Source organism: Pseudomonas sp. EU05-FHT14B02, assembly GCF_058791055.1.
The window spans coordinates 136,501-148,993 of record NZ_JBYTDD010000006.1; the positions used below are offsets into that span (position 1 = coordinate 136,501).

The 12,493-nt window shown below is 59.0% G+C and carries 8 protein-coding genes and 3 pseudogenes; 8 read left to right on the top strand and 3 right to left on the bottom strand.

From position 1 onward, the window contains the following. Positions 1–77 precede the first annotated feature (77 nt). A pseudogene (locus AC3WTM_RS08370) lies at positions 78–354 on the bottom strand (DNA adenine methylase); the annotation flags it as partial. A 197-nt stretch (positions 355–551) separates the two neighbouring features. Here AC3WTM_RS08370 and AC3WTM_RS08375 point away from each other — a divergent pair. From AC3WTM_RS08375 to AC3WTM_RS08385, 3 genes and pseudogenes are all read left to right on the top strand, one after another. Further along, positions 552–764, top strand: a complete 213-nt coding sequence (locus AC3WTM_RS08375; protein ID WP_008001113.1) for a DUF1059 domain-containing protein — start codon at positions 552–554, stop codon at positions 762–764. Between the two features lie 982 nt (positions 765–1,746). Next, positions 1,747–3,372, top strand: coding sequence for a DUF5801 repeats-in-toxin domain-containing protein (locus AC3WTM_RS08380; RefSeq protein WP_371918647.1), 1,626 nt, complete (start codon positions 1,747–1,749; stop codon positions 3,370–3,372). Next, positions 3,312–6,911: pseudogene (locus AC3WTM_RS08385) on the top strand (DUF5801 repeats-in-toxin domain-containing protein); the annotation flags it as partial. The gene AC3WTM_RS08380 and the pseudogene AC3WTM_RS08385, both read left to right, overlap by 61 nt. A 376-nt stretch (positions 6,912–7,287) precedes the next feature. On the opposite strand, the gene AC3WTM_RS08390 reads toward AC3WTM_RS08385, so the two are convergent. Then, a complete protein-coding gene (locus AC3WTM_RS08390; protein ID WP_102671513.1) occupies positions 7,288–7,491 on the bottom strand; it encodes a hypothetical protein in 204 nt (67 codons plus the stop codon). A 773-nt stretch (positions 7,492–8,264) separates the two neighbouring features. On the opposite strand from AC3WTM_RS08390, the gene AC3WTM_RS08395 reads away from it, so the two are divergent. The 4 genes from AC3WTM_RS08395 to AC3WTM_RS08410 are packed head-to-tail and all read left to right on the top strand — an operon-like array spanning position 8,265 to position 11,319. After that, positions 8,265–9,047: a transporter substrate-binding domain-containing protein gene (locus AC3WTM_RS08395; protein WP_102671512.1), complete on the top strand. Its 783-nt coding sequence runs from the start codon at positions 8,265–8,267 to the stop codon at positions 9,045–9,047. Between the two features lie 55 nt (positions 9,048–9,102). Then, positions 9,103–9,831, top strand: coding sequence for an ABC transporter permease (locus AC3WTM_RS08400; RefSeq protein ID WP_057712432.1), 729 nt, complete (start codon positions 9,103–9,105; stop codon positions 9,829–9,831). Further along, positions 9,828–10,538 carry an ABC transporter permease gene (locus AC3WTM_RS08405; RefSeq protein WP_102671511.1) on the top strand — a complete coding sequence of 237 codons (711 nt, stop codon included), beginning with the start codon at positions 9,828–9,830 and terminating at the stop codon, positions 10,536–10,538. Before AC3WTM_RS08400 ends, AC3WTM_RS08405 begins: the two co-directional genes overlap by 4 nt. Positions 10,539–10,554: 16 nt before the next feature. After that, entirely contained in the window at positions 10,555–11,319 is a 765-nt protein-coding gene (locus AC3WTM_RS08410) for an ABC transporter ATP-binding protein (RefSeq protein WP_102671510.1), read from the top strand. A gap of 97 nt (positions 11,320–11,416) precedes the next feature. Here AC3WTM_RS08410 and AC3WTM_RS08415 read toward each other — a convergent pair whose 3' ends face one another. Beyond that, entirely contained in the window at positions 11,417–12,046 is a 630-nt protein-coding gene (locus tag AC3WTM_RS08415) for a LysE family translocator (protein WP_102671509.1), read from the bottom strand. Between the two features lie 212 nt (positions 12,047–12,258). Between AC3WTM_RS08415 and AC3WTM_RS08420 the strand changes: the two are divergent. Next, positions 12,259–12,438, top strand: a pseudogene (locus tag AC3WTM_RS08420) (IS5/IS1182 family transposase); the annotation flags it as partial. Positions 12,439–12,493 lie beyond the last annotated feature (55 nt).

Here is a 12,493-nt window from a genome sequence, read left to right on the forward strand (position 1 = left end):
CGCGTGTGAACGGATGCGAGGGTGGCCCAGGAAACCACCCTCGCATTCTTTTTGCAGTCCAATACGAGATTCGGATGATCGCATGCGCGGTGAACATCCGGGTGGTCATTGATACTGACCATCACCCTGCCCTTACAGCGACGCATGAAATCAGCCATACGCTCGTAGTTATCAAATGGAAAATCCACGCCATAACCGGCGGTCTGCCAGTACGGCGGGGCCATGTAATGGAAAGTATGGGCACGTAGCGTTCAGCGCAATCCAGCCAGGGCAGATTTTCAACGTAGGTGGCAGAAGACGCTGCCACACGGCTGAGTGGTTTTCTTCGATGCGCAGCAATTTCAGATAAATGCCGAGCCGTCGTGATCTGCCCCCTGTTTCCGCGCGACCGTTTTCCATGTCTGGCACAAGTACCCTGACATCGGGGGGCCTATAATTTAATGATCAGCACACTCGATGTGGTATGCAGTCGTGTTTGATGCATGAGGGACGCGTCGAGCGATCGTCCACGCAGGCCACGGCCTGCCTTCGTCGTAGGGAGGAAAACATTCATGGCGCGTAAATACATCGACTGCCGCGAGTTTCCGAGCGATTCCCACTGCTCAATTGCACTGTCCGCAGACTCTGAAAACGAACTGCTCGAGGCCGCCGCGCAGCATGCGGTCAGTGTTCACAAGCACACCGACTCACCAGAACTGCGTGCTCAACTGAAGACGATGTTTCACGACGGAACTCCGCCTGTTGAAGCACCGCGTCCTGCTTAGCGCCCTGGGGTTCCAGAGGAGTAATTGTCATCGATAAGCACCTACGAGGCTCATTTCGATGAGCTCCGCAGGCCTGAGGGTAGTTTTATATGCCTGGCATAATCTGAATGACGAAGGAGATCCCCAAGGAACTGCCAATGGCTGCTCCTTGGGGGTGCTTTGGAGTGCTTGTTTAATCTGGCTGCGTGTTCAACAGACTGCTATCGGCCAAAAAAGGCCCTTTTCGACCAGTTAAATCCATGTCGCCTTTCTACCCGGCCGCCTGAGCAGGTTCAGCCTCAGTTCGACGCGCTGGCGGTTAAAGCCCCGGCGACCTTGAACAGCAGCGCCATGTCCTCATTCAAAAACGGAATGTTCGGCTCGGTTCATTCGCGTCATCCCGCCTCCCCCTCCCAATAGCCTGAAACTCCTAGTCCGCCTAGGAGTATCAGTCGATGTGCAGCCTGCGGTGCATGTTCATAGTTGTGACCAATAGAACCGAAAATGGTCCAAGGTCGACCCCTGATGACCGGACCCCGCTCAGGAGAAAGTCATGACTATGCGCAAAAAAACCTCATCGCCCACGAGTGATCTGGCCAGTAACGCCGGTGACCATCCTTCCCCCGTCAGCCACGACTGGACTTTCACCTACATCCCGACCGTCACCACCAACCTTGAAGACTACGCCCCCGGTAGCACGGCCATCATAACGGCCAGCGGTTTCGCCTCCGGCAGCACCGTGACGCTCGAAGTGGACCACGCCATCGGTGCCGGCGCGGATAATGTGTGGGGTACGTCCGACGACGTGCTCGATACCAACACCGGCGAGGGACACGAGCCCTGGTCCGTGACCGACGGCGGCGCCGGCGATCTTGACGGCCAAGTCAACGGCAGCGTCACCACTTCGTGGTACGTGAATCCCGACGACTCGGCAGGCGCAAGGTTTCTACTCACCGCGACCTCTGGGGGCGCCGATGGTGTGGTCGGCACCGGTGACGACGCCATGGCGACTACGTCCTTTACTGACAGCGTTTTGGGCGTCGTGGCGACCGGCGAGGACGTAACGCTGGACGAAACGGCCGGGTTGCAGAACGCCACTGCCACGCCAACCCCAGCAGGGGACGCTGACGATAACGATATTCTGGTGGCGTCCCTGCCTTCAACCTTCGCCACCCGTTTGACCGCACTGGGGGCAGGTACCGCAACGGGTGCAGCCTTGAGTGGTTATACCGGTGCCGTTGGCAACACCGGCAGCAATGCCTTCACCATCACCGCTGACCCCGGAGCAAGCATTACCGATGTCAGTTTCGTCGGCAGTTCCGGTGCACCGCTCAATGGGGTGGACAGCGGGCTGGATACCCTCGATGGCACCAGCATCCTTCTCTATACGGATACGAATAACAACATCCTCGTGGGCCGAGCCGGAAGCGCAACCGGCGCGATCGTGTTCGCTGCCTACATTGAAGAAACCGGTTCGCCGGTCACGGGCGGCAAGATCTGGACCGTGGAGTACCAACCGCTCAAACATCCCGATATGACGAACGCCGATGATTCGCTCAATCTGCTGGACAAGGTTTTCATCGGCGCCAGCCAGGACATGGAATTCAGCCTGGCCAATGCGCCCTCCGGTCAGAACCTGTTCCTGATGTTCACGAAGGCGAACCCGAACGTTGTCGATGTCGGTGGTGTGTTGCGGATCACGGATCCCACCATCATTGCCACCGGCAAGGACCCCGCAGACCAGTCAAGCGGCGCCAATATAACGACTGGCGACACGATCAATACCAGCCAGGCGGGGGGGCCGACCACCTTCGGCACCAACAATCAGATGATTGTGGAGCAAGAGGGCATCCGCTTTTCGTTCGTCACGGGTGCCAGGCAGAACGTGACCGTTCCCAACCTGGATCAGAACGAAGCCGACCTTGAATCCAACGTCGACTTTACCGGTGTCTTCAATGCGAAAGCAGCCAGTTTCGACGTTGTGCAGCTGCAAAGCGGCAAGAGTGCCGTGGTAAGAATCAGCGCATTCAGCACCGCGGCTGAACCTGGCGTGAATTTCATCAATGGGTATGCGAATGATGCGACGGTGGCCATCACCAATGTTCGCGTCTTCAACAGCACCGGGCAGGTGATCGAGAATTCAAACGGCTCGGCGAATGACCCCACCATCACCATCAGCTTTGCTGCAGGGGTCGCAATCATCACCGGCGTTAAAGCCGGCTACCAGATTGAATACACCACGACGGCGGATCACAACCGCGTGCTCATCGAGAACGGGGCGGCCGTCACAGCCAAGGGCAATGAGCACGCCGATTTTGATATCGGTGGTTTCACGCTGGTCCAGGCCTCTATTTCGACCACCGAAATCGGCTCCAAGATGATCTTCGACGACGACGGGCCGAGCATCAGCACCACCGGCACGGAGCCGACGCTGACGGTGGACGAAACAGTGCTGGCGACCAACGACACCCAGAGCTTTACCGCCAACTTCACCTCGGCGTTTGGCGCCGATGGCGCCGGCACCCTGACCTATGCGCTGGGGACGAAACGGTGCTGGCGACCAACGATACCCAGAGCTTTGCCGCCAACTTCACCTCGGCGTTTGGCGCCGATGGTGCCGGCACCCTGACCTATGCGCTGGGTGTGGTGGCGGGTTCTTCCGGGCTGATCGACACTGCCTCGGGCCAGGCGGTTAACCTGTCGCTCAACGGCACCGTGGTCGAAGGCCGCACGGCCCTCGGCAACCTGCTGGTGTTCACGGTCAGCGTGGCCGCCAATGGTGATGTCACCCTCGACCAGATCCGCGCCGTGGTGCATCCCGACGCCACCAATCCGGATGACTCGACGACCCTGACCTCGGACAACCTGGTGACGCTGACGGCGATCAAGACCGACGGGGACGGCGACAGCGCCCAGGCGACGCTGAACATCGGGCAGAACCTGGTGTTCAAGGACGACGGACCGAGCATCAATACCACCGGCGTGGAACCAACGCTGACGGTGGACGAGACGGTACTGGCGACCAACGACACCCAGAGCTTTGCCGCCAACTTCACCTCGGCGTTTGGCGCTGATGGTGCCGGCACCCTGACCTATGCGTTGGGCGTGGTGGCCGGGGCCTCCGGGTTGACCGACACGGCCTCCGGTGAAGCGGTGAACCTGTCGCTCAACGGCACCGTGGTCGAAGGCCGCACGGCCCTCGGCAACCTGCTGGTGTTCACGGTCAGCGTGGCCGCCAATGGCAGTGTCACGCTGGACCAGCTCCGCGCCGTGGTGCATCCCGACGCCACCAATCCGGATGACTCGACGACCCTGACCTCGGACAACCTGGTGACGCTGACGGCAACCAAGACCGACGGGGACGGCGACAGCGCCCAGGCGACCCTCAATATCGGACAGAACCTGGTGTTCAAGGACGACGGGCCGAGCATCAATACCACCGGCGTGGAACCAACGCTGACCGTGGACGAAACGGTGCTGGCGACCAACGATACCCAGAGCTTTGCCGCCAACTTCACCTCGGCGTTTGGCGCCGATGGTGCCGGCACCCTGACCTATGCGCTGGGTGTGGTGGCGGGTTCTTCCGGGCTGATCGACACTGCCTCGGGCCAGGCGGTTAACCTGTCGCTCAACGGCACCGTGGTCGAAGGCCGCACGGCCACGAGTAATCTGCTGGTGTTCACCGTCAGCGTGGCCGCCAATGGCAGCGTCACCCTCGACCAGCTCCGCGCCGTGGTGCATCCCGACGCCACCAATCCGGATGACTCGACGACCCTGACCTCGGACAACCTGGTGACGCTGACGGCGATCAAGACCGACGGGGACGGCGACAGCGCCCAGGCGACGCTGAACATCGGGCAGAACCTGGTGTTCAAGGACGACGGACCGAGCATCAATACCACCGGCGTGGAACCAACGCTGACCGTGGACGAAACGGTACTGGCGACCAACGCCACCCAGAGCTTTGCCGCCAACTTCACCTCGGCGTTTGGCGCCGATGGCGCCGGCACCCTGACCTATGCGCTGGGTGTGGTGGCCGGGGCCTCCGGGCTGACCGACACGGCCACCGGCGAGGCGGTGAACTTGTCGCTCAACGGCACCGTAGTCGAAGGTCGCACGGCCCTCGGCAACCTGCTGGTGTTCACGGTCAGCGTGGCCGCCAATGGTGATGTCACCCTCGACCAGCTCCGCGCCGTGGTGCATGCCAACACCAGCAATCCGGATGATTCGAGGACGTTGACCTCGGACAGCCTGGTGACGCTGACGGCGACCATTACCGACAAGGAGGGCGACAGCGCCCAGGCGACGCTGAACATCGGGCAGAACCTGGTGTTCAAGGACGATGGACCAAGCATCAGCACCACCGGCGTGGAACCGACTCTGACCGTGGACGAAACGGTGCTGGCGACCAACGATACCCAGAGCTTTGCCGCCAACTTCACCTCGGCGTTTGGCGCCGATGGCGCCGGCACCCTGACCTATGCGCTGGGCGTGGTGGCGGGTGCCTCCGGGCTGACGGACACGGCCTCCGGCCAGGCGGTGAACCTGTCGCTCAACGGCACCGTGGTGGAAGGCCGCACGGCCACGAGTAATCTGCTGGTGTTCACCGTCAGCGTGGCCGCCAATGGCAGCGTCACCCTCGACCAGCTCCGCGCCGTGGTGCATGCCGACCCAAGCAATCCCGATGATTCGAAGTCGTTGACCTCGGACAATCTGGTGACGCTGACGGCGATCAAGACCGACGGTGACGGCGACAGTGCCCAGGCGACCCTCAACATCGGGCAGAACCTGGTGTTCAAGGACGACGGGCCGGCCCTCAGTTTCGGCAACCTGATCGGGACCGGTAGCGTCCTTGCGCAATCCGGGTTCTGGAATATGGCGACGGGAGCCGACGGGCTCGGGGCGGCCGGTCTGGATATCTCTTTGGTCAATAACCAGTTCACCCTCGTCAGGCCAGACAACACGACCACGACCGGGACCGGCACGCTCACCGAGCTGTCGCCATCACCGGATATCAATGGCGCGTACCAGTTCGCGGGAACCTTGACCGGTGATTTCGACAACAACGCCGCAACGGCGAATACCACCGTCGACTACACGTTGACCGCCTATGCCGATGGTCGCTATGCACTGGATCTGGTGCAAGGCTTCAGTTCGACGATCGTGCTCAGCAGTGCCGACGGCTCGCTCGCTGCCGGTGGCCCGGATTCGGTGCGCACATTGTTGATTCCACAGACGAGTAACCCGGCTATTCCTTCGACATCCGAGGAGATCGTGTTCTTTTCCGCGAAGGCGCTGGCGTCGACCGCGGACATCCTGACCGGCATCGGGCTTGGAGCCCCCGACCCCACCGAAACCGCGCTACAGACCAACCCCCTGCCGGGGTACATCGACCCGGCGGCCATGAACGTCAGCACGGCCGGCATCGGCGTCGCCAACAACGTGTTCCAGGGCGATAACCTGGCGGCTATCAGCGCCGCCGATGAAAGCTTCGTCATCAACCCAGAGAGCCTGCTGACAGCAATGAAGGTCTTCATCGACAACTCCGTGGCGGGTTACAACACCGCGACCGAAGACCTGTACTACAGGATCTACTACGCGGATGGCACATTTTCGGACCGCATTGAGGTGAACACCCTGACGCCGGAGGCTGGCGGACAGGTGTCCTTCCTCGTCGAGAAGGCGGGCGCGACACTGATCGACGCGGTTCAGCTGACGATGGGCCGTGGCGATATCAAGATCCCGGTGATCCAGTTCATTCAGCAGAGCGAGAGTCTGGCCAGCGATGTCCAGCTGGCGTTCAGCGCGACGCTGACGGACAAGGACGGGGACTCGGCGACGAGTACGTTTGACGCCAACCTGTTCGCCAACGACCCAGCCAACGCTTCCTTCGACTTCACGCTGGTTGGCACGGGCGGTGAGCAGGATGCGTTCAACATCGATCTGTCAGTCAATGAGAACCTGTACCAGGTCACCGGCTTCGATGCGGGCCCGGGCATGCGGGACAAGCTGGTGCTCAACGGCGACCCGAACGCCGTTGTCCAATCGATCAACAACACCGGTGCAGACAGCGTCGTGACGGTTGCCGAGACGGGCGGACAAACAACGACCATCACCTTGGTCGGGGTTGATGTTCTGAATACCGACGTCTTTTTTGGCAGCGCCTGAAGCATTGCGCGTGTGAACGGATGCGAGGGTGGCCCAGGAAACCACCCTCGCATTCTTTTTGCAGTTCCGATACTCCGGTGGGATAAGTCATAAAAAACCAGCGACAGTCATGGCTGAATCTACCAGCCCACGGAATTGAAGAGGCAGGCCATGGCGCAGAGACAACGCGCGGGTCCAGTGGGACAAACATACCAAGGAGAGCGCTCTGCTCGAGCGGATTGGCGCCGAGAAGCGCTTGCCAATCAGTCTGCCCGCTTCGCCAACATGTCGTGACCTGAAATCGTAGTTTCTGAAAAGTGGTCGCGAAAACTAGTAGAGTTCGCCAAGACCGGTATCGAAATCTGGCGGTCTAGCTACTGCGCTGGCGCACTCTCCATTACTTGACTTGATCATATGCATCATTCATCACTTTAATGGCGTTTAGCACATGCGGATGTTCAGCCCAGCGGTATGAAGCATTTCCAAGTAAGCCGGCTGTCGCGTTGTCCATCAGGCTTTTTACATCAAGCCCGCTGGCGACGGCCGCTCCAATAATTGCTACAAGCGCTTGTTCCAGTGCAATTTCGCGATCACTAACCACTGCATCTCCTTAAACCGACCCCATGCCGGCCTGAAAGATTAATCGCTCACCCACAACCAAATTGCCACTATTCCCTGTCGCATCCGGTCACGGAGTACGGCGCTTGAGCCACCCTAACCCTTTTCGCATGTTCTCCACAATCAATCGATGCTTTGTAGCTTTGTAGTGGTCAACTAATCCCGGACACGACGTTAAGTTTTTTCTCGGCCTGAGCTGGCACGAGCCCATCATTGAATTGATGGGGCCGAATCCAGTTGTACCGATGCATCGTTCGGGAGGCTACGTTGTTTTACTGGATGGCCTTCAAAGGTGTATGGCTTTCGAAGTCAGGTGGAATGCAAATGGGTGGGCGAGTCAGCGGAGTTATCAGCCGCACGGCGCTGCGTAGTTTCAGGGCTTGGGCAGTACAAGGATGCGATTTTCGCGTCTGCGAAAATGGAAGCTACCTCATGCTAATCACCCGGTGGGCCGCTGCTCAAAAGTTGAACAGGAACAGTTGAACACCTGGGGTAGTTTTCGGTCAGCGGCAGCACGCCAAATCATCACATGGTCAGTATTGCTCGTCATAATGACCAACAATTCGTTAAATCAACGCACTTTTCGTCTTATCGTCGCACTCGCTTGCTTCTAGACTACTTTCCCCTGCGGGCTCTGCCTTCTTGTTCACCAGGAGCGCGACCTGTCGAGTGTTACTTCTTCCATAGTGTCATACGAGTTCCATAGCAGTGCTCATGTGTCACAAGCGCTCATGTTGGTCCTTAGGAATAAAAACAATGAAAAGAAAATTTCTGACCCTTTCTGCGATAGCTTTGTGTGTAGCTGCCGGTTCCGCGCTGGCCAAGGAGTACAAGGAGTTGCGCTTCGGTGTTGACCCCTCTTATGCACCGTTCGAATCCAAGGCCGCCGATGGCAGCCTGGTGGGCTTCGATATCGACCTGGGCAACGCGATCTGCGCTGAGCTGAAGGTCAAGTGCAAGTGGGTTGAAAGCGACTTCGACGGCATGATTCCCGGCCTCAAGGCCAACAAGTTCGATGGCGTGATCTCTTCCATGACCGTTACGCCGGCGCGTGAGAAAGTCATTGATTTCTCGGGCGAACTGTTCTCTGGCCCGACCGCCCTGGTATTCAAGAAAGGCTCGGCCGTCGGCACCGATCCGGCTTCCCTCAAGGGCAAGAAAGTCGGCTACGAGCAAGGCACTATCCAGGAAGCCTACGCCAAGGCCGTACTGGACAAGGCCGGGGTAGAAACCCAGGCCTACGCCAACCAGGACCAGGTGTACGCCGACCTGATCTCCGGACGCCTCGATGCGTCGATCCAGGACATGCTGCAAGCCGAACTGGGCTTCCTGAAGTCGCCACCAGGCGCCGACTTCCAAATCAGCGGACCGGTCGAAAGCCCCCTGCTGCCAGCCAAAACCGCGGTGGGTCTCGCCAAAGGCAACGCCGAGCTCCAGGCCTTGCTGAACAAAGGCATCAAGGCACTGCACGACAATGGCACCTATGCGGCCGTCCAGCAGAAGCACTTTGGCGATCTGAATCTCTACAGCGGCCAATAATAACCCTGCGCCCATTTCCGGATGGGCGCTTTCTGGATTGACGTAGGGCTGCCCAATGTTCGAAAACCTGTTGATGATCCTGGGGTTGTCAGGCTTCAGCCTCAAGGGCTTTGGCCCTCTGTTGCTGCAAGGTTCCTGGATGACTGTCAAATTATCCTTTCTGTGCTTGCTGGTGAGCGTTGGCCTGGGCCTGATCGGCGCCAGCGCCAAGCTTTCGAAATCGGCACTGCTGCGCGTCCCTGCGCAGGCCTACACCACGCTGATCCGCGGGGTGCCGGACCTGGTGCTGATGCTGCTGATTTTCTACAGCCTGCAAACCTGGCTGACCAGCCTGACCGAAGCACTAGGCTGGGACTATATCGAAATCAACCCGTTTAGCGCCGGGGTCATTACCCTGGGTTTCATCTACGGGGCTTATTTCACCGAAACCTTCCGTGGCGCCATCCTTGCCGTACCGCGAGGGCAGATGGAAGCGGCTACCGCCTACGGCCTGACCCGCGCCCAGCGCTTTCGCCTGGTGGTGTTCCCGCAAATGATGCGTTTTGCCCTGCCGGGCATCGGCAATAACTGGATGGTGATCCTCAAGGCCACCGCGCTGGTGTCGATCATTGGCCTGGCCGATCTGGTCAAGGTGGCCCAGGACGCGGGCAAGAGCTCCTATCAGCTGTTCTTCTTCCTGATTCTGGCCGCCTTGATCTACCTGGTGATCACCACCGTTTCGAACTACGTCTTGCGCCGGATGGAAATCTTCTACGCCGCAGGCACCCGGGAGGCCGTGCGATGATCGAGCTACTGCAGGAATACTGGAAACCTTTCCTGTACCAGGACGGCAATCACCTCACCGGCCTGGCCATGACCCTCTGGCTGCTCAGTGCCTCGATCTTCTTCGGCTTCGTGATGTCGATCCCGCTGTCGATTGCCCGGGTCTCGACCAATGTCTTGGTGCGCTGGCCGGTGCAGTTCTACACCTATCTGTTTCGGGGTACACCGCTCTATATTCAGCTGCTGATCTGCTACACCGGCATTTACAGCCTGGCTGCGGTGCGTGCCCAGCCAGTGCTCGATGCGTTCTTTCGTGATGCGATGAACTGCACCATCCTGGCCTTCGCCCTGAACACCTGCGCCTACACCACGGAGATCTTCGCCGGAGCGATTCGCAGCATGGCCCATGGTGAAGTCGAAGCGGCCAAGGCCTATGGCCTCACTGGCTGGAAGTTGTATGCCTACGTGATCATGCCGTCCGCCCTGCGTCGCTCGCTGCCTTACTACAGCAACGAAGTGATTCTGATGCTGCACTCGACCACCGTGGCCTTCACCGCAACCATCCCGGACATTCTGAAAGTCGCGCGGGACGCCAACTCGGCGACCTTCATGACCTTCCAGTCGTTCGGCATCGCCGCGTTGATCTACCTGGCAGTCACTTTCTCCCTGGTCGGCCTGTTCCGCCTGGCTGAACGCCGTTGGTTGTCCTTCCTCGGCCCGGCTCACTAATTCAGGATGCTTGTTCATGTACAAACTGACCGTTGAAAACCTGCACAAAAGTTACGGCAACCATGAAGTCCTCAAGGGCGTTTCGCTAAACGCCAGGACCGGCGATGTGATCAGCCTGATTGGCGCCAGTGGTTCGGGCAAGAGCACCTTTCTGCGTTGCATCAACTTCCTCGAAACGCCCAACGACGGCGCCATGAGCCTGGACAACCAGCCGATTAAAATGGTCCATGACCACCACGGCATGCGCGTGGCCGACGCCAATGAACTGCAACGCATCCGCACCCGCCTGGCGATGGTGTTCCAGCACTTCAACCTGTGGAGCCACATGACCGTGCTCGACAACATCACCATGGCCCCGCGCCGGGTGCTGGGCGTCAGCAAGAAGGACGCAGAGGATCGCGCCCGGCGTTACCTGGACAAGGTCGGTTTGCCGGCACGGGTTGCCGATCAATATCCGGCGTTTCTCTCGGGCGGTCAGCAACAACGTGTCGCCATTGCCCGTGCCCTGAGCATGGAACCGGAGATCATGCTGTTCGACGAGCCGACTTCGGCTCTGGACCCGGAACTGGTGGGCGAAGTGCTCAAGGTGATCCAGGGCCTGGCCGAAGAAGGCCGCACCATGATCATGGTGACCCACGAAATGAGCTTTGCGCGCAAAGTGTCAAACCAGGTGCTGTTCCTGCACCAGGGACGGGTCGAAGAACAGGGTGCGCCCGAGGACGTATTAGGCAACCCCAAAAGCGAGCGCCTGAAGCAGTTTCTCAGCGGCAACCTGAAGTAAGTCCCATGTACAGACATCTCGTCTCGGTCACGATTACGGTGTTCGATAGCGTGTATCAGCAAGGAAAAATTGTGCCGAGTCGATATGTCTCGCTCCTTTAAAAGGGTCGATCAAGTAGAAGCAACCGTGCCGCCAGAGCTGTCATCACCGCAGCGAAGCTATAGGCACCAAGGCGTTTAGAGATCAGGCCTTCGCGAAGGCGCACATGCAGCTGTCCGGCGCAAAATCCGAGCAGGGAATGAAAGATCAATGCAATCAGCGCAAGCAACAAACCTAAGAACATTAATTGCGAGGTGACACTGCTGGTGCCTACAGTGACGAACTGCGGTAGGAATACCATGAAGAACAACAGTGCCTTGGGGTTTAACAAACTGTTGAGCGTGGCTCGGGCAAAGATCTTCTTCAGCGAGGTCTGTGTGGCTTGAGATTCAGTATCCGAAGTAGAAGTCTTCAATGCCTGCCACGCCAGCAACATCAGATAACAAGCCCCGGCCCAGCGCAGCAAGTCAAACGCCGGCGCCCAACTCATCACCAACACACCGAGGCCTGCGCTAACCATGACGGTCATTAGCACATCGGCCAGGGTTATTCCCAGTGCTGCAGCGAGGCCGGCACGCCATCCATGAGCAACTGCATGGCTGCTGACGATAGCCATGTTAGGGCCAGGAACGATCAACAACAGCAAGGCGGCAACAATGAACAGGTAAAGGTTGGTGGTATCCGGCATAGCGCATCAGTCCGTGAGTGAGGAGTAATGCTAACCAGTAGTAAATAGGCAAAAGCAGATACAGTGCGGTTGGATTTGGCCGCAACAGTCTGGTTTGGACAGGAAAAATAATCTGGTCGACGGCGTGGCAAAGCAGGTTCGGTTGGCCGCTTCTGACCGACTCTGTTGGAAAAGTAGCTCCCCTGTCTGGCCTGCGGCAAAATCTTCGCACCTTCTACGCTTACTCCACGAATTATCTGATCGATACCGAGCGCGGTGACATCGTGAATGTGGAACCCACTCTGGCTCATCGCACGGCCGAAGTCGAGAGCACCAAGATCATGATCGACCGGGGCGAGGCGCAGTTCGACATCAAGCCGGAACGCCTCATTGGCGAGACCGCGTACGGAACCTGCGACGGCTGGCCAAATTTACCTCTCAAGGGTCACCGCTCACGGGATAGGTGCG